The 17,716-nt window shown below is 67.3% G+C and carries 16 protein-coding genes; 6 read left to right on the forward strand and 10 right to left on the reverse strand.

What is annotated here, in order from left to right; genetic code table 11:
- Positions 1 to 35: 35 nt before the first annotated feature.
- The 3 genes from Q8Z05_RS10995 to Q8Z05_RS11005 form a co-directional block, all read right to left on the reverse strand.
- Positions 36 to 1,058, reverse strand: coding sequence for a DUF6707 family protein (locus Q8Z05_RS10995; RefSeq protein ID WP_305939690.1), 1,023 nt, complete (start codon positions 1,056 to 1,058; stop codon positions 36 to 38).
- Between the two features lie 110 nt (positions 1,059 to 1,168).
- Positions 1,169 to 1,708, reverse strand: coding sequence for an NUDIX hydrolase family protein (locus tag Q8Z05_RS11000; protein WP_028271117.1), 540 nt, complete (start codon positions 1,706 to 1,708; stop codon positions 1,169 to 1,171).
- Positions 1,709 to 1,777: 69 nt separating this feature from the next.
- The gene (locus tag Q8Z05_RS11005; protein ID WP_305939691.1) at positions 1,778 to 2,494 is read right to left on the reverse strand and encodes a VOC family protein; all 717 of its coding nucleotides are present in this window, start codon (positions 2,492 to 2,494) and stop codon (positions 1,778 to 1,780) included.
- A 93-nt stretch (positions 2,495 to 2,587) separates the two neighbouring features.
- Here Q8Z05_RS11005 and Q8Z05_RS11010 point away from each other — a divergent pair, with 93 nt between their 5' ends.
- Entirely contained in the window at positions 2,588 to 3,184 is a 597-nt protein-coding gene (locus Q8Z05_RS11010) for a YdeI/OmpD-associated family protein (protein ID WP_305939692.1), read from the forward strand.
- A 26-nt stretch (positions 3,185 to 3,210) separates the two neighbouring features.
- Here the strand turns inward: Q8Z05_RS11010 and Q8Z05_RS11015 are convergent, their stop codons facing one another.
- From Q8Z05_RS11015 to Q8Z05_RS11030, 4 genes are all read right to left on the reverse strand, one after another.
- Positions 3,211 to 4,401, reverse strand: coding sequence for an ABC transporter ATP-binding protein (locus tag Q8Z05_RS11015; protein ID WP_305939693.1), 1,191 nt, complete (start codon positions 4,399 to 4,401; stop codon positions 3,211 to 3,213).
- Complete coding sequence (locus Q8Z05_RS11020) at positions 4,398 to 5,990, reverse strand: ABC transporter permease (RefSeq protein ID WP_305939694.1); 1,593 nt, start codon at positions 5,988 to 5,990, stop codon at positions 4,398 to 4,400. The genes Q8Z05_RS11015 and Q8Z05_RS11020 overlap by 4 nt, the downstream gene beginning before the upstream one ends.
- Before the next feature lie 40 nt (positions 5,991 to 6,030).
- Entirely contained in the window at positions 6,031 to 7,086 is a 1,056-nt protein-coding gene (locus tag Q8Z05_RS11025) for an iron ABC transporter substrate-binding protein (protein ID WP_305939695.1), read from the reverse strand.
- Between the two features lie 164 nt (positions 7,087 to 7,250).
- The gene (locus Q8Z05_RS11030) at positions 7,251 to 8,462 is read right to left on the reverse strand and encodes a glycoside hydrolase family 76 protein (RefSeq protein ID WP_305939696.1); all 1,212 of its coding nucleotides are present in this window, start codon (positions 8,460 to 8,462) and stop codon (positions 7,251 to 7,253) included.
- 143 nt (positions 8,463 to 8,605) lie between these two features.
- Between Q8Z05_RS11030 and Q8Z05_RS11035 the strand changes: the two genes are divergently transcribed.
- A complete protein-coding gene (locus Q8Z05_RS11035) occupies positions 8,606 to 9,448 on the forward strand; it encodes an SDR family NAD(P)-dependent oxidoreductase (RefSeq protein ID WP_305939697.1) in 843 nt (280 codons plus the stop codon).
- Entirely contained in the window at positions 9,448 to 10,689 is a 1,242-nt protein-coding gene (locus Q8Z05_RS11040) for an acyl-CoA dehydrogenase family protein (protein ID WP_305943538.1), read from the forward strand. The genes Q8Z05_RS11035 and Q8Z05_RS11040 overlap by 1 nt, the downstream gene beginning before the upstream one ends.
- A gap of 78 nt (positions 10,690 to 10,767) precedes the next feature.
- Here Q8Z05_RS11040 and Q8Z05_RS11045 read toward each other — a convergent pair whose 3' ends face one another.
- On the reverse strand, positions 10,768 to 11,592 hold the full coding sequence (locus Q8Z05_RS11045; RefSeq protein ID WP_305939698.1) for a DUF1684 domain-containing protein: 825 nt from the start codon (positions 11,590 to 11,592) through the stop codon (positions 10,768 to 10,770).
- 197 nt (positions 11,593 to 11,789) lie between these two features.
- Here Q8Z05_RS11045 and Q8Z05_RS11050 point away from each other — a divergent pair, with 197 nt between their 5' ends.
- The 3 genes from Q8Z05_RS11050 to Q8Z05_RS11060 all read left to right on the forward strand — a co-directional run bounded on the left by Q8Z05_RS11050 (position 11,790) and on the right by Q8Z05_RS11060 (position 16,054).
- A complete protein-coding gene (locus tag Q8Z05_RS11050; RefSeq protein ID WP_305939699.1) occupies positions 11,790 to 12,470 on the forward strand; it encodes an NADPH-dependent F420 reductase in 681 nt (226 codons plus the stop codon).
- 214 nt (positions 12,471 to 12,684) lie between these two features.
- Complete coding sequence (ppc, locus tag Q8Z05_RS11055; RefSeq protein WP_305939700.1) at positions 12,685 to 15,534, forward strand: phosphoenolpyruvate carboxylase; 2,850 nt, start codon at positions 12,685 to 12,687, stop codon at positions 15,532 to 15,534.
- Between the two features lie 214 nt (positions 15,535 to 15,748).
- On the forward strand, positions 15,749 to 16,054 hold the full coding sequence (locus tag Q8Z05_RS11060) for a hypothetical protein (RefSeq protein ID WP_305939701.1): 306 nt from the start codon (positions 15,749 to 15,751) through the stop codon (positions 16,052 to 16,054).
- 15 nt (positions 16,055 to 16,069) lie between these two features.
- Here the strand turns inward: Q8Z05_RS11060 and Q8Z05_RS11065 are convergent, their stop codons facing one another.
- Together Q8Z05_RS11065 and Q8Z05_RS11070 are read right to left on the reverse strand one after the other, a co-directional pair.
- Positions 16,070 to 16,708: a DedA family protein gene (locus Q8Z05_RS11065; RefSeq protein ID WP_305939702.1), complete on the reverse strand. Its 639-nt coding sequence runs from the start codon at positions 16,706 to 16,708 to the stop codon at positions 16,070 to 16,072.
- Positions 16,709 to 16,761: 53 nt separating this feature from the next.
- On the reverse strand, positions 16,762 to 17,706 hold the full coding sequence (locus Q8Z05_RS11070; protein WP_305943539.1) for an RluA family pseudouridine synthase: 945 nt from the start codon (positions 17,704 to 17,706) through the stop codon (positions 16,762 to 16,764).
- Between the last annotated feature and the right edge of the window lie 10 nt (positions 17,707 to 17,716).

Consider the following 17,716-nt stretch of genomic DNA (forward strand, 5'->3'; position numbering starts at 1 on the left):
CTGCCGGGTAGGGCCAAACGGATACGGCCTGCCCCTCAGCCCCGCACGGATTCCAGCTCGTTGCCGATCCGGCGCTCCAGTTCCTTCAGCCCGATGGTTTCCGAGCCGCCGTGCGCCCGCAGGAACATCAGGGCTTCAAGCCGCAGCAGCCGCCATTCGCGTTCGGCGTCCGGGTTCGAGTTGTCGATGGCCCGGAAGATTTCCTTGTCATACAGGTTGGGTTCGTTCAGCGACCGCTGGCGGACTTTGGCGTTGATCCGCGCCTTGAACGGGTCCGTTTCCATGGCGTCGGGGGCGCGGAGCAGCTTTTCGTACACCTCGGCACGGTCCTCCTGCCCGTTCTGCCGGCAGATGTAGCTGGACAGGGCCAGCGCCGCCTCCACGGATGTCCACCGGCCCGGGTTCCCGTCAAAGGGGAGCACGTTGAGCAGGTCCGCCACCGCGAGGGCGCCGTCGGCATCCTTGAGGATGACGAACAATTCGTGGGCGAGGTCGCTGAGGTCCTTGAGGCAGCTCCCGGACTTGGTGTTGATGCCCTTGGCCAGCCGGTCGCTCAGCAGCATCACGCCCATTGCGTCCGGGTGGGCTGCCGCCGCGGCTTCCACCACGGACTCGGGCGTCCCCGCCGGTTCCGGGATCAGCGCCAGCTCGTCCTCGTCCGGACCGGCTGCGGCGGCTGCGGCGGCCGCTGCGGCCGGTGTGGTGGCCGGCAGGGGAGGAACGACGACGGCGGGAGCCGCCGGGGCGGTGTCCTCACCGGCGTCGGGGTGATCCAGCAGCTGAAGCGGGGCGGCGGCCTCGGACGCTACGGAAACGGCGTCCTCCGGGCCCGTGCCGGGGCCGGCCACGAAGACCGTGGAGCCGGCCGCGATGCGCAGGATCCCGCCGCCGGTGAGGGTTGCAAGGACCACCGCCGGCGTGCCGAAATCGTCATCCTCAACAAGGACGCTCTGGACTTCGGCGGACCGTTCGCCGTCGGGAAGGAGGAGCAGGTGGCCGGTCTGCAGAGAGCCAGCCTGGAGCTCGCTGTAGTGCTGGGCGGCTGGGCGGTGGGTCATCGGGAGTCCTTAAGTTCTCTTGCGGTCCGCCCTACAGTCTACAAAGGACCCTGCCCGAAATCGGGGACGCCCGGGTTCCTTCGAGCGTCCCGCGCAACGGCCCTCGCGTCCTAGCTGCCAACCCCCGCGAACGCGAGCGCCTGCCGGACAAGCGCCCCGCGGCCGCCGCTGAACTCCAGCTGCACGTCCGGGCTCAGGACCTCCTCCGGGGTCATCCAGGTGAGCTCCAAGGCGTCCTGGCGGGGTTCGCATTCACCCGTGACCGGGATGATGTAAGCCAGCGAAACGGCATGCTGCCGGTCGTCGGTGAATCCGGTGTGGGACGGCGCCGGGAAGTATTCGGCCACGGTGAAGGGCACCGGGCTGATGGGAAGCTGGGGGAAGGCCAGCGGGCCGAGGTCTTTCTCCATGTGGCGGAGCAGTGCCGCGCGGATGGTCTCGCGGTAGAGGACGCGGCCGGACACGAGGGAGCGGACCATCGTGCCGTCCTCGTCGGCCTGCAGCAGCGTGCCCACTTCGTTCACGAACCCCAAGGGATCGAGGCGGACGGGTACGGCTTCCACGTAAACCATGGGAAGCCGGCCCCGGGCTTCGAAGAGGTCCTCGTCGGACAGCCAGCCGGGATTCGGGTCAGGGGTGCGCACGTTCATGCTTAAGTTCTACCCCATCCCTGCCCGAACCCCGCGCCGGACCGTCACACGCCCCGCAGTCAGCACCCGTCAGTGGCGCGAAGAAACCCAGAGCGCCGGGGCGTCCCCGCCCGCTGCATCGGGGCTGGCCACGTGCAGGGTCCGGCCGAAGGCCTCTTCCGTCATGGTCACCGTGATGCCCGCAGCCGCCAGCCGGTCCCGCAGGGCCGACAGTTCGCCCGTGTACTCAAATCCAAGCCCGGTCCGCGGAGCGCCGCTTGCGGGCCGCGCCATCAGCACCCCGCCGTTCTTGGCGGTGAAATCCGCGGTTTCGTCGTCATCCGGCACCGGCCGGAGCCGGGCGCCCATGTTCCGCAGGGTCTGCGCGGCCGCCTCGGCGTCCGGCGTGAACCAGACTTCGACGACGGCGAGTCCCGGATCGGCATCAGCGCACTGGGCGCCGTGGGCGGCTTTGTCGGCGAAGAAGCTGAAACCGTCCTCGCCGGTGATCCGGCAGGCGGCGCCGTGGTCGGCGTCGACCAGTTCGGCCGGCGACGTCCCGGACTCCGCACCGGCCTCGTTGGTGCGCCGGGCGAATTCGGCGAGGTCGCCCACTTCGACGCCGAACGACGTCGTGCCGTCTTCGGCGGAACCTGCCCCGGCGGCGTGCAGCGCCAGGCGGCCGGAACCGGAGTCGTACTCTTTCCACGGGCCGTCATCGACCGTCTTCACCATTCCCAGCTCCGTCAGGAGCTGCTCCCAGTGGTCCAGGCGGGACGTGAAATGGACGGGGCGGACACGCAACATTGGATCTCCTGGGCTGGTTGGCGGTGACAACGACGGCGACAAGGCCATGATGCCACGCCTTGAATAAGGAATCCCCGGTAGCAGAATGGTGCCATGGCCATCGAACTTGAGGAACTGCTGGTGAAGGATGCCGCCGAATGGCGCAGCTGGCTGGAACAACACCATGCCACCAGCCCGGGCGTCTGGCTCGTGCTGCACAAGAAGGGCGGCAACACCACGGAGCTGGACTACGAGGCTGCGCTGCAGGAGGCGCTGTGCTTCGGCTGGATCGACGGCCAGGGCAAAAGGCGCGACGACGACAGCTCCCTTCAACGGATGACGCGCCGCGGACCCAAGAGCGTATGGTCGGCGCGGAACGTGGACCGCATCGGCAAGCTTGAGGCTGCAGGCAGAATGACTTCCGCGGGCAGGGCCGCCGTCGAGGCTGCCAAGGCTGACGGGCGCTGGGAAGTGGCGTATTCCGGAGCAGCCTCCGCCGAAGTGCCGCCGGATCTTGCTGCCGCCATCGCGGCTGAGCCGCGGGCGCAGGCCATGTTCGATGTGCTGACGTCGGTGAACCGTTACGCCCTGATTTACCGCACCAACGCGGTCAAGCAGGCCGCCACCCGGGAACGGAAGATCCAAGGATTCGTGGAGATGCTCGCGCGCGGCGAAACGCCCTACCCGCAGAAGAAGCGCCCCGCCGTGTAGCGGGGCGCCAGACGGACCATCACGCGTCAGGCGCTGGCGTCCTCGTCCACCGGGAAAGCCACGGCTTCGCCCACCACGCGCAGGCAAAGCTCCATGCCCGGCCGCGCGATGGAGGCGTTCCAGTGCCGGATGGTGATCACTTCGCCGCCGCCCGGGAAGCGGTAGTCCGGGGTAGCCCCGGCTGCCAGTTCCGGCGGGACGGCCAGCTTCAGGCGCACTGTGGTTTCCGGCCCGAAGTAGTCCGTATCGACCACCACGCCGCGGATGGGTCCGTCCTCTGCAATACGGATCTGCTCGGGCCGCAGCATGAGCTGCACGCGGCCCTGGGCCGGGGGCCTGCGCACCGGAATGCCGCCGAGCGAACAGGTGGCGAGCGAGCCCTCCATCCAGGCGTCCAGAATGACGGCGTCGCCCAGGAACTCCGCGGTGGCGCGGTCCGCGGGGCGGGTGTAGACCACAAAGGGATTACCGATCTGCGCCAGCTTACCGCCGCGCATCACCGCCACCTGGTCCGCGAAGGACAGTGCCTCGGCCTGGTCATGGGTGACCAGGATGGTGGTCACCCCGGCTTCGTTGAGCACCTTGGCCACGGCGCGGCGCGTGGCCACGCGAAGGCCGGCGTCCAGCGCGGAGAAGGGCTCGTCCAGCAGCATCAGTTCCGGCTCGCGGGCCAGGGCGCGGGCCAGTGCCACGCGCTGCTGCTGGCCGCCGGAGAGCTGGTGCGGCCGGCGCTTGGCCATCGAGGGATCGAGGGACACCATTTCCAGGAGCTCACCCACCCGGGCCGCGACCTCGCGCCTCCCGCCGGAAAGGTGGCCGGCACTGAGGCCGAAGGAGATGTTCTGGCCCACGGTGAGGTGTGGGAACAGGGCGCCGTCCTGGGCCACGTAGCCTACATGGCGTTTGTGCGCCGGCACCCAGCTGCCCTCACCCGCCACCTTCGCGCCGTTGAGGGAAATGCTGCCGGTGTCGGGATGCTCGAAGCCCGCAATGAGGCGCAGCAGGGTGGTTTTGCCGGAACCCGAGGGGCCCACGATCGCGGTGGTGCCGCCCTTGGCCACGGACAGGTTGACGCCCCTGAGGACCGCCTGTGAACCGAAGTTCTTGGTGACGGCCTCGATCTCCAGGTGGTTGTTGGTGCTGGGCGCCACGGACGGGGCTATCCGCGGTTCCGGAAGCCTGGAGGGGGCATCACGCGAAGTGTAAAAGTCGGTCACTGTCCGGCCACTTTCTTGGACTGCTGGAAGAGAAGGTAGGTCATGGGGGCGGAGATCAGGATCATCAGCAGGGCATACGGTGCCGCGCCGGCGTAGTCGATCTCGCTGCTCTTGCTCCAGAATTCGGTGGCAAGGGTCCGCGTGCCGTTGGGGGAGAGCAGCAGGGTGGCCGTGAGTTCGTTGACGATGGCCAGGAACACGAGAGCGGCCCCGCCAGCCGCGGCCGGCGCCGTGAGCCGCAGGGTGACGCGGATGAAGGACACCAGCGGCGGCTTGCCCAGCGCCTGGGCGGCTTCGTCGAGTTCCTTGGGAGCCTGGGCCAGCCCGGCCCGGATGTTCACCAGCGCGCGCGGCAGGAACAGCAGCACATAGGCCGCGATGAGCAGCGCAGTGGTCTGGTAGAAGCCCGGCGCAACCCGGATGCTCACGGTCACGAAGGCCAGGCCCACCACAATGCCCGGCATGGAGCTGGTGACGTAGTTGGACAGTTCCAGCGCCTTGCTGAACCAGCCGGGGTGCCGTACGGCCAGGTAGGCCATGGGGAAGGCCACCACGGTGGTGGCCAATGCGCCGGCCAGGCCGTAGCCCATGGTCTGCAACAGCGCGGGAAGGAACTCGTCGGCCACCCAGATCTGCGTTCCGCCGGCGAAGATCCAGCGCAGCACGAACACCAGCGGCAGGCCGAAGGCCAGGGCCGTGAGGCACATCAGGAAGAGCTGGGAGGGAGCCTGGTAGGCGTGCAGCGGCAGCCGCAGCGCCCTGGCCTGCGCGCCCGAACCCACCCGCGCATAGCGCGCGGTTCCGCGGCTCCGCACCTCCGCCAGGAGCAGGATGAGGCAGAAGAACACCAGCACGCTGGCCAGCATGTTTCCGGCCGTGCCGTTGAACGTGGACTGGTACTGCACCATGATCGCGGTGGTGAACGTGTCGAAGCGGATCATCGCGAACGCACCGTATTCGGCCAGCAGGTGCAGGGAGACCAAAAGCGCGCCGCCCGTCATGGCGATGCGGAGCTGGGGGAGGACCACGCGGAAGAACGTGCGCCACGCGCCCAGGCCCAGCGACGCGGCGGACTGCTCGATCGCGGGGTCAAGACGGCTGAGCGTGGCGGCGGCGGGGATGTACACCAGCGGGAAGTAGGAGAGCGTGGCGATCAGGACGCCGGACCACAGCCCGCCCAGGGACGGAATGGCCGAAACCCAGGCGTAGCTGTTGACGAAGGCGGGGATGGCCAGCGGCGCAGCCAGCAGCACGGCCCACCACTTGTGCCCGCGGAGCGTGGTCCGTTCCACCAGCCAGGCTCCTCCCACGCCCAGCGCCACGCAGAGCGGCACCGTGATGGCCATCAGGAGCAGCGTGTTGAGGAGCAGTTCGCCGACGCGCTCGCGGAAGATCAGCCCGACGGCGGTGTCCCACCCCGTGGCGGCCGTCATCACGATGACGTACCCCAGCGGAATCAGCGAAAACAGGGCAATCAGGACGGCGATGACGGATACTGCGGAAACGCCGAAAGGCGGGCGGGGGCGCTTGCCCCTACCCGCCGTCGTCGTGCTTCCGGAAGTTTCCGGCGCCGCTAGGTCAATTGGCACAGTATTTCCATTTGACACTGAATTGCTTTGTTGGCACGGGTTACAGCAGTCCTGCCTTGGTCATCAGCTCGGTGACCTTTTCGGAATTGAGCTTTGCCGGGTCAACAGTGGGCGCCTGGAGTTCCGTCAGGGGAACCAGCTTGTCGTTGGCCGGGACGTCGGAGGCAATCGCGTACTCGAAGGAGTTGCCCTTCTGGAGGACTTCCTGGCCCTTCTTGCCGGTGATGAACTTCAGGAAGGACTGGGCTGCCGCCGCGTTCTTGGAGGACTTCAGCACGCCGCCGCCGGAGACGGAGACGAACGCGCCCGGGTCCTGGTTCTTGAAGTAGTACGGGGTGACGTTCTTGGAGTTCTCGCCGGTCTTGGCCTGGTCGCCGTAGTAGTAGTAGTGGTAGATCAGGGCGGCGTCCACTTCGCCGGCGTTGACGGCCTTCATGGCGGTGCTGTTGCCCTTGTACGCCTTGAAGTTTTCCTTCATGCCCTTGAGCCATTCCTCGGCTGCGGCTTCGCCCTTGAGCTCAAGGAGCGCGGAAACGATCGCCTGGAAGTCGGCACCGGACGGTGAAGCGGCCCACTTGCCCTTCCACTCCGGCTTGGCCAGGTCCAGCATGGACTTGGGCAGCTGGTCTTCGCTCAGCTTGGCCTTGTCGTACACCAGCACGGTGGAGCGGGCAGCGATGCCGGTCCACTTGCCCGTGGAGGGACGGTACTCTGCGGGCACCTGGTCGATGGTGGCTGTGTCCACGTCCGCGAAGAGGCCGGCGTTCTCAACCTGCGCCATTGCGGGGGAATTCTCGGTCAGGAAGACGTCGGCCGGGGAGGCTGCGCCTTCCTGGATGATCTGGTTGGACATTTCGGTGTCCGAGCCCTGGCGCAGGGTGACCTTCACACCGGTCTCCGCAGTGAAAGCGTCGATCCATTCCTTGGTGAGGCTTTCGTGCTGCGCGTTGTAAACCGTGATTTCGCCGGCATTGCTGCCGCCCGCTGCGGCGCTGCTGGCGGCCGGGGTGGAGCTTCCGGAGCCGCAGGCGGCCAGGCCGAGGGCTGCGGTGGCGGCGAGTGCGATTCCTGCCAGCGCGTTGGTGCGGATCTTCATGGGGGCTTCTTTCTGGAAAAAAGTCTTGGTGGACCGGAGTCCGCGTGAGGGGGAAGTTAGGGCATGCTCACTGCCAAAAACTGTAGGTTAGCCAAACCTAAGGAACCAAGCCGAAGCGGGCTTAAGTGATCAGGATCACATCAATTACGGAACTTTTACGTGACTTAATTACTGGCCGGCCGGACGGTGGCTGCCGCCTCGAGCACCATCCAGGCCTGGAGCTGGGTGGAAAGTTCGACGGCGGCGCCCGCCGGATACGACCGGCTCGCCGGTGTCTCGGCGAACACTGGGAACACCAGGTGCGCGCCGTGCCGTGCCAGCGGCTCCTCCTGATCCACGGCGCGGCGGCCGTCCCAGAGTGCCTGCGCGGTCTCCGTCACCAGGGCAGCCGCGGTGGCCCTGGTCCGGTCCGGGAGCCGTTGGTCCATGGCCGCCAGCGCCAGGTAGCGCGCCAATATCCCGGTGAACAGGCCGCCGTCGCCCGTTCCGTCGCAGCGGAGCACGGCGGCGGTCCTGCCGGACGCCAGGGTGGCGGGGCGCGTCAGGTTGCGGGCCACGGCATCCACCAGCGCGGCGGCCCGGTCAAGGTTGGCCGGGCCGCCCAGCTCCAGCAGCGCGCCGAGGACCGGGCCCTGGTTGTAGGTGTAGATGGCGGCTTCCAGCACCACCTGGCCGTCGGCGCCGATCCGCAGGCCGTCCTGGTACATGCCCTGGACGGGGTCGAACAGCTTCGCGTGGAGCCAGTCCACCAGCGCCTGTGCCCTGGCGGTGTTTCCGGTGCGGGCATAGTAGAGCGCTACGGGCGCGGTGGCGGGCGTGTTCTTGAAGTCCCGCTTCTTGCTCCAGAAAGTGCCGCCGCCCAGGTCATCCGTGGAGGCGGAATCGAACTGCAGTGTCAGGCTTTGCCGGATCCTGGCGTTGCGGCGGGCCCCCGGTTTTCGCGTCTGTTCGGCCAGTTTCTCCAGCCGGAGCGTGGACAGGGCGAGCCAGGCCATGTCGTCGTAATAGTTGTTGACCACCGTCAGGAAGTTGCGCAGCCGGATGCCGGTGACCAGCTGCGAGGCCAGCCGTCCGGCGCTGGGGCGGCTCCCGCCGTCGAACCTTGCAGCCCGCGCCAGCTCCCGTCGTCCGGCGTCCACCAGGCAGTCCACGTAGTGGGCCTGCCACCAGTAGTGCCAGGGCCGCATCAGGTTTTTCAGCCGGCTGGACGGGCGTTCGATCGCCGCAATGTGCGTTCCGGGGAGGAAGAACAGCCGCTGTCCGAACATCCTGGTCACGGACCGGGCGGCCTCGTCGGCGCAGGCGGACCAGTCGGTTGGTGCGGACGAGTCGGTTGGTGCGGACCGGTCCGCGGATCCGGCGTCGGGGGAGGTCATGCTGCCAGCCTAGCGGGCACTCCCTCGGCTGGCTCCCGCGGCTGGTCCCGAGGGTGTCCGCCGAGTGTGCGGTTTGCGCCCATTCCAGTTAACATTCATTAACTAGCGTTACGCCGGGTTCGGTTCCACATCAAGGAGGATGCATGGACATAAAAGGTACTGTCGCGCTCATTACGGGCGGAGCCTCCGGGCTGGGCGCCGCCACAGCGCGGCGCCTGTTCGACGCCGGCGGCTCGGTGGTGCTGCTGGACCTGCCGTCGTCCCGGGGCGAGGCATTTGCCGCGGAGCTGAACGGTGGCTCCGGTCCGGGCGGAACGGCCGGGGCCGGCGCGTCGGGTGGTGCCGGAGCCGGGACCGGCCGAACGGCCGTCTTTGTCCCTGCCGACGTGACCCGCGAAGACCAGGTGCAGGCCGCCGTCGACGCCGCCGTCGCCGTGGGACCGCTGCGTATCGTGGTGAACTGCGCCGGCATCGCCACCCCGGGGAAGGTCCTCGGCCGCGAGGGCGTGCTGCCGCTGGACACGTTCAACCGGGTCATCCAGATCAACCTTGTGGGCACCTTCAACGTGATCCGCCTCGCGGCCGCCGCCATGGCTGCCACCGAACCCGTTGTGACTGAACTGGGCGGGGCCGAGCGCGGCGTCATCATCAACACCGCATCCGTCGCCGCGTTCGACGGCCAGATCGGCCAGCCCGCCTACGCCGCGTCCAAAGGGGCGGTGGCAGCCATGACCTTGCCGATCGCGCGTGAACTGGCCCGGTCGCTGATCCGCGTGGTCACCATCGCGCCGGGCATCTTCGAAACCCCCATGATGGCCGGACTGCCGCAGGATGCACAGGATTCGCTGGGGAAGCAGGTCCCGCATCCGTCCCGGCTGGGCAAGCCTGCCGAGTATGCGAACCTGGCCGCGCACATCGTGGACAACGCCATGCTCAACGGCGAAACCATCCGCCTCGACGGCGCCATCCGGATGGGGCCGAAGTGATGCATCCGGTGACCCCGGGGCAGGAGGCCCCGGCCGCGAACGCGGCGGATTCCCTGCCCACGGCCGACTTCTTCGGGTTTGAGGCGCTGCTCAGCGAACGGGAGCGTTTGAAGCTGGCTGAGCTGAGGCAGTTCCTGGCGGCCGAGGTGGCGCCGTTCGCCACCGAGTGGTGGAACAACGCCGAGTTCCCGGCCCACATTCTGCCTAAGCTGGCTGCCCTGGAACTCAGCGCCCCTGCCCAGCGGGGCTACAGCCACCTGTTCGCGGGCCTCGTGATCGCCGAGATTACCCGGGTGGACACGTCCATCGCGACGTTCTTCCTGGTGCACCACGACCTCTTTGTGGAATCCCTCTACGGATTCGGTTCCGAGGAGCAGAAGGGCCGCCTGCTCGACGACGCCGCCAGCCTCCGCACCACCGGCGCCTTCGCGCTGACCGAACCGGAGCACGGCTCCGATGTGGCCGGTGGCATGGAAACGCGGGCGCGCCGCGTTTCCGCGGCAGCGGACGACGGCGGCGACTACTGGATCCTTAACGGAGCCAAACGCTGGATCGGCAACGGAACGTTCTGCGACTACATGCTCGTCTGGGCCCGGGACGAGGCTGAGGGGCCGGACGGGAAGGGCGCCATCCGGGGATTCATCGTGGACGCGAACCTCCAGGGCGTCAGCCGGAGCCGGATCGAACACAAGATCGCCCTGCGCACGGTGCAGAATGCGGACATCGTTTTCCGGGACGTGCGGGTGGCGGAGGCGGACCGCTTCGCCGGCATCGAAAGCTTCGAGGACACCAACGAACTGCTGCGGGGATCGCGGATCATGGTGGCGTGGCAGGCGGTGGGCCAGCAGCTGGCGGCGTTCGACGTCGCCCGGCAGCACGCCGTCGAACGCCAGCAGTTCGGCCGTCCGCTGGCCAAATTCCAGCTCATCCAGCAGCAGCTGGTCACCATGCTGGGCAACGCCGTGGCCAGCATGGGCATGATGGTCCGGATCGCCCAGCTGCAGCAGGAAGGCAGTGCGGACATGGCGCAGGTGGCGCTGGCAAAGTCGTACACGAGCGCCCGGATGCGCGAAACCGTGGCCATGGGGCGGTCCATCCTCGGCGGGAACGGGATCGTGTCGGACTTCCGGATGGCGAAGATCTTCGCCGACGCCGAGGCTATTTACACCTACGAGGGGTCGTTCGAAATCAACACGCTGATCGTGGGCCGCGCCGTCACCGGGGTATCGGCGATCGTCTGAGGAATCAGCGCGAACGGACACTTGGGGCCCTTCGGAACCGCCCGGGGCCGCAACTGTCCGTTCGCGCTCAGTTCGCGCTCAGCCGGCGATCATCGGGTCCTTTTCGCCGGCTTCGATCCGGTAGTCCAGGCTGTTGTTCTTCACCGGCATGGGGCATGTGCCGTACGGGGTGAAGGCGCTCGGGTAGTTGATGGCGCGGTTGAAGTCCAGGACCACTGTGCCGTCAGGGCGTGGCTTTGGCGTTGACACCTTGCGCCAGTCATCGGTCGAGTCCCCGTTGGTTTCGTCGTGGAATGTGACCGTCAGGGCGCCTAGCTTCTCCTCTTCGGCGTGCAGGTGGAACTCGTGGTCCTTCCCGGGCAGCCGGAACACCAGCTCGCCGACCGTCCGGTGCACGCCGTCCACCAGCGGGTTGGCGGTGCTGATCGGAACGTCCACCGGCTCCGGATAGGGGCGGAACTCGGCCTCGATCACCAGGTCCGGGCGGTAGTCAAAGGTGGGCACGCCGTCGAACTCCGTAAACACCGGCGAGCGGGAATCGCGGGTGCGGATGGCGTACTTGTCCGCCCGCATGGCGAGTTCCACCACCACCTGCTTGCCGTCACCGCCGCCGTACTGGACCCACATCAGCGATTCCTCATCGGCCAGCACCGCCGACACCGCGCCGTCCACGGCCTCGCCCGTTTCCACCAGCGTCAGCCCGTCCGCCGCCGTTGCGGTGAGGAACGCCGTCGTGCCGTCCGTGGACCAGAGCCCCGGGGCAAGGTCGACGGCGGCGGGCCGGCTTTCCAGCCACTGGAACGACGTGAGCGTCAACCAGCCGTATTCGCCGGCCAGCGCCTTGTTGCGGTTCGCGCGGAAACGGTTCCAGCGTTCCAGCTGGGCGTCAGGGGCAGTGTTCATGGGTCCTCCAAAGGGAAGTCTTTTGGCCCACCGTACAACCGCACGCCGCCCCGCAGCATTCCGCTCAGTTCGGGCGACGCCCACGCACCGCAGGTCGATTGCCGCCTTTTCGCCTGCCTGATACGGTCAAGCAACGCGTGCGGAATGCACGGCCAGACAGAGTTGTCGACGTCGACGGATTGCGGGAATTGATCGCCATGAAAATTGCTGTACTGGGAACCGGCACTGTGGGCCGGGCGATGGCCGGAGCGCTGGCGGGACTTGGCCATGAAATCGCCATCGGAACCCGCGACCCGCAAGCCACACTGGCCCGCACGGAACCGGACGCCATGGGGGCTCCTCCCTTCGGTCAGTGGCTCAAGGACCACCCGCATGTCCGCCTGGTTGCGTTTGCCGATGTCGCGGCCGACGCCGAGCTGGTCATCAACGCAACCGAGGGGGCGGGTTCCGTCGCTGCGCTTTCCGCCGCGGGGTCGGAAAACCTTGCCGGCAAGATCCTGGTGGATATCGCGAATCCGCTGGACTTCTCACACGGCATGCCGCCGACGCTTAGCCCCGTGAACACGGACAGCCTGGGCGAGTTGATCCAGCGGACGTTCCCCGAAGCCAAAGTGGTCAAGACCCTTAACACGATGAACGCGAACCTGATGGTTGACCCCGGACGCGCGGCCGGTGGCGACCATTCGGTATTCGTCTCGGGCAACGATTCCGAGGCCAAGCGTGAGGTGACCATGCTCCTTAAGAGCCTCGGGCACCAGGACGTGATTGATCTGGGGGACATCACCACGGCCCGCGGCGCTGAGATGCTCCTGCCCGTCTGGCTGCGGCTCTGGGGGGCGCTGGGGACGGCAAACTTCAACTTCAAGATTGCACGCTGAGCAGGGGCGAGGGCGTGGAGTTGGTGCTGACGGTGCGGGCCGGCGGGGCCTAATAAAACAGGCGCCGCCGCGGACGTCAAGGGCACGAACACTATCTGAGACAAATTCCCACGCCGCAGGGGTGCCGGGTAACATCCCATAGGAACACGTAACCCGGCTCACAGTATCCAGCGCAGTGTACGAGCCAAGTCCGAACCCTCGAAAGATAGTTTCCATGGCTGACACTGCAGTAAATCCAGGCTCCCATCTCGCGGGCACTGACCTCGCCAGCGCCGATCTGGCGTCCGAACTCCGGGCGGACGTCCGGCGCGTCTCCACGTTGCTGGGCGAATCGCTGGTCCGCCAGCACGGCCCCGAACTCCTCGACCTTGTGGAGCAGGTCCGCCTTCTGACCAAGGAATCCAAGGAAGCCGCCCGCGGCGGCGCTGATGCCACCGGACCCTGGAGCTCGCACGACGTCGTTGCCCAGGTCCGCGAACTGCTGGGCTCCCTGCCCATCGACCAGGCCACCGACCTGGTCCGCGCCTTTGCGTTCTACTTCCACCTGGCCAACGCCGCCGAGCAGGTCCACCGGGTCCGCGGGCTGCGGACGCGCCAGGAAAAGGACGGCTGGCTGGCCAAGGCCGTGGCGGAGATTTCCAGCCAGGCGGGTCCGTCCGTCCTGCAGGAAGTGGTCAACGAGCTGGATGTCCGCCCCATCTTCACGGCCCATCCCACGGAGGCCTCCCGCCGCTCCGTCCTGGACAAGATCCGCCGGCTTTCGGATGTCCTGGCGGTGACCACCGAGGAAGGCACCTCCGCCCGCCGGCGCCAGGACCGCCAGCTCGCCGAAGTGATCGACCAGATGTGGCAGACGGACGAGCTCCGCCAGGTCCGGCCCACCCCGGTGGATGAGGCCCGCAACGCCATCTACTACCTGAACAGCATCCTCACTGACGCCATGCCCGAAATGCTCTCGGACCTGTCCGAACTGCTGGAGGAGCACAGCGTCACGCTGCCGTCGCAGAAGGCCCCCATCCGCTTCGGGTCCTGGATCGGCGGCGACCGCGACGGCAACCCGAACGTCACCGCTGCTGTCACCCGCGAGATCCTGCAGATCCAGAACCAGCACGCCGTCCGCATCAGCATCGCCATGATCGATGAGCTCATCGCCATCCTGTCCAACTCCACTGCGCTGGCCGGGGCGGACCAGGAACTGCTGGACTCGATCGACACGGACCTGACCAACCTCCCGGGCCTGGACCGCCGGGTGCTGGAGCTCAATGCGCAGGAGCCGTACCGGCTTAAGCTCACCTGCATCAAGGCAAAGCTGCTCAACACGGCCAAGCGCGTCGGGGCCAATTCGTCGCACCAGCCGGGCCGGGACTACACGTCCACAGCCGATGTCCTCGCCGAGCTCGGTCTGCTGGAGAAGTCGCTGCGCAACCACCACGCCGGACTCGCCGCCGACGGTGCGCTCGCGCGCGTACGCCGCGCCATCGCCTCCTTCGGGCTGCACCTCGCCACCCTGGACATCCGCGAGCACGCCGATCACCACCATGACGCCGTCGGTCAGCTCATGGACCGCCTGGGCGGCCCCGGCCTGCGGTACTCCGAACTCAGCCGTGCGGAGCGCCTGGAAGTTCTGGGGGCGGAACTCGGGTCCCGCCGTCCGCTGTCCGGCCATCCGATTAAGCTCGACGGCGTCGCTGACGGCACGTACGACGTCTTCCGTGAGATCCGCCGCGCCCTGAAGACCTACGGCCCGGACGTCATCGAGACGTACATCATTTCCATGACCCGCGGCGCGGACGACGTCCTGGCAGCCGCTGTGCTGGCCCGCGAGGCGGGACTCGTCAGCCTCTTCGGAGATGCGCCGTACGCCAGGATCGGCTTTGCGCCGCTGCTGGAAACCGTGGAGGAGCTGCGGGCTTCGGCGGAGATCGTGGACCAGCTGCTGTCCGATCCGTCGTACCGTGAACTGGTGCGGCTGCGCGGGGACGTCCAGGAAATCATGCTTGGCTACTCGGACTCCAACAAGGAATCCGGCGTCATGACCAGCCAGTGGGAAATCCACAAGACCCAGCGGAAGCTGCGCGACGTCGCGGCCAAGCACGGCGTCCGGGTGCGCCTCTTCCACGGCCGCGGCGGGTCCGTGGGCCGCGGCGGCGGACCCACCTACGACGCGATCCTGGCCCAGCCGAACGGCGTCCTCGAAGGTGAAATTAAGTTCACCGAACAGGGTGAAGTCATCTCGGACAAGTACTCGCTGCCGGAGCTGGCACGCGAAAACCTCGAGCTGTCCCTCGCTGCCGTGATGCAGGGTTCCGCCCTGCACCGCACGCCCCGCACGTCCGAGGACGAGCGCGAGCGCTACGGCCACGTCATGGAGACCATCTCCGATGCCGCCTTCGCGCGGTACCGCTCGCTGATTGACGACCCTGACCTGCCGGCCTACTTCATGGCCTCCACCCCGGTGGAACAGCTCGGTTCCCTCAACATCGGCTCGCGTCCCTCCAAGCGCCCGGACTCAGGCGCCGGGCTGGGCGGGCTGCGCGCCATCCCGTGGGTGTTCGGCTGGACCCAGTCGCGCCAGATCGTGCCGGGCTGGTTCGGTGTCGGTTCCGGGCTCAAGGCTGCCCGCGAGGCCGGCAACACGGAACAGCTCGCGGAAATGATGGACCGCTGGCACTTCTTCCGGTCGGTGCTGTCCAACGTCGAAATGACCCTGGCCAAGACGGACATGGACATTGCCGGATACTACGTCTCCACCCTGGTGCCGGAGGAACTGCACCACCTGTTCCGCGCCATCCGGGACGAATACGAACTCACGGTCACGGAAATCCAGAACCTCACCGGCGAGCATGTGCTCCTCGACGCGCAGCCCACCCTCAAGCGCTCCCTCGAAATCCGCGACCAGTACCTGGACCCCATCAGCTACCTGCAGGTGGAACTGATGCGCCGCATCCGGGCCGAAGGTTCCGAGGACGGGAGCATGTCCGGGGCCGAGATCGACGAGCGGCTCCAGCGGGCCATGCTCATCACGGTCAACGGCGTGGCAGCGGGCCTCCGCAACACCGGATAACCCCCCGACGCTCTCTCACTTCCTGCGGGTTTTCATCAAACGCTCTCTCACTTCCTGATGGCAATTTCCGGACGCTCTCTCACCAGTGAGTGCGCTTCCGGAAATTTCCGTCCAAATATGAGAGAGCGTTTGGGTTTAAGCGGCCAAAAGTGAGAGAGCGTTTGGGTTTAAGCGGCGTGAAGTGAGAGAGCGTCCTGGGGCTAGGGTTGATGCCATGCCTTCGTTCCAGACCAGACTGAAAATCACCGGGCTGAAGCCTGGCAACGCCCCCGAGGCCGTCATGGCCGCCGCCGTCGAAGCCCTCGGAACAAGGCACCACGTCGAATCGAACCAACTGCAGATTGCAGGCGGCGTGCCCGAGCTGAACCTCCGCTTCCTGGTGGAGCCAACGGAGTACACAGGTGAGAACAGCCATGCGCGGGAGTCGGCCGCGATGATGCGCGACGCCGTCGAACGCGTTGCGGTGACGGGCTCACTGTTGGTGCTCCGACGCCGCCGCGGCCGCTGGGCTCCCGTCTAGCCGGAAGGTGCAGCGTCAGGCCGGCGTCCCTGCATCGGGGCGGGGGCCGCCGGGCTCGTCCACGGGCGACCGGCTGCCGCGGCGGCGGGTGACAATCATGCCTATCACCCCGCCGATCACCAGCCCGACGGCGACGCCGATCAGCGAGCTGGCCCAGAACGGCAGCTTGGTCGCGGAACCGGTGAAATAGCCGAGCCCCGTGAGATAGGTGGCCCAGAGGACGGCTCCGAGTGCGGCGCAGAAGCTGAACGCCCGGGTGGTGACGTCGGCGATGCCGGCGGCTGCCGACGTCGCCAGCCGTCCGCCTGGGATAAACCGCACGCCGATGATGGCTCCGTAGGTGGTGGAGCGGCCCGCCTTGGCGATAGCCGCATGGATGCCGCTGTGGAATTTGCGGCCCCACCGCCAGCGGTCCAGGACGTGGCTGAGCCGGCGCTTGAAGAGCTGGAACACCACCACGTCGCCGATCCACGAAGCCAACGCGGCCAGGAGCCCCACCAGCAGGTAGTTCGCGCGGCCTTCCGCGGAGAGTGCTCCGCCCGTGATCACCACCATTTCGGACGGGACGGGCGGGAAAATGGCGTCGCCAAGGACGATGGGGATGATCCAGAAATAGATCGCGGCGCCCCAGGTATCGGCATTGGCGAGGTCCATGGGCACAAGGTACCGCATTTTCGCGCCCGCGGATTGCCGGCCGTAAGGCAGGGCTAGGCCGGGGCCTCGCTGAGTTGGAGCCGGCTGCGGTACTCCACCGGCTGTTTGGTGATGGGGTCCACAAATCGGATCCCGCGGGCCAGGAGCTGGAGCGGCCTGGTGTAATCGTCCGGCGCCTTGTCCAGCAGGTCCGGGTAAAAAGCATCGTTCACAATCCCCAGCCCCAACGATGCCATGTGCACCCTGAGCTGATGGGTCTTTCCCGAGTGCGGCTCAAGCCGGTACAGCGCGCGCCGTTCCGGGGCACCCGCTGAAGTGCCGGCGTCGAACGTTTTCAGCAGTTCAATGCGGGTTTCCGCATTGGGTTCGCCGTCGACGACCTCCGCCAGCAGGTAGCTGCGGGACTTGGTCATGCGGTTCCGTACCACGACGGGAAAGTCGACGGCGGGATGTCCCGCTGCCGGTTCCGCGGCGGAGACGCACTCGTACTCCTTCTGGACCTGGCGCTTCTCGAACAGCACCTGGTACTTGCCCCGGGTCTCCGGGTTGGTGGAGAGCAGGAGGATACCGGCCGTCATCCGGTCCAGCCGGTGCATGGGGATCAGGTCCGGGAGGTTCAGCTGGTTGCGGAGCCGGACCAGGGCCGACTCCTGGATGTAGGTGCCGCCCGGGGTGGTGGGCAGGAAGTGGGGCTTGTCCACCACCAGGATGTGGTGGTCCTGGTGCAGGATGCTGAGCTCGACCGGCAGCCGCGTCTCCGGCGGGAGCGTGCGGTAGTACCAGATGAACGTGTGGTCCTCGAGCCTGGTGCGCCGGTCCAGGGGGATGCCGCCCTCACCCACGATTTCGCCGGCGTCGAACCGGTCCTCGATGCCCTGCGGGTCGATGTGGCCCCAGCGGTGCATCATGTAGTCCATTGCGGTGTCCCACGGCCCCTCGTCGGGTAGGCGCAGGCGGGTCGCGTTCACGCCGTCGCGCACGGGGAGGGGGGATTGCATCACCGGTCCA

Origin of the sequence: Arthrobacter oryzae (assembly GCF_030718995.1) — a bacterium.
Classification (GTDB): Bacteria; Actinomycetota; Actinomycetes; order Actinomycetales; family Micrococcaceae; genus Arthrobacter; species Arthrobacter oryzae_C.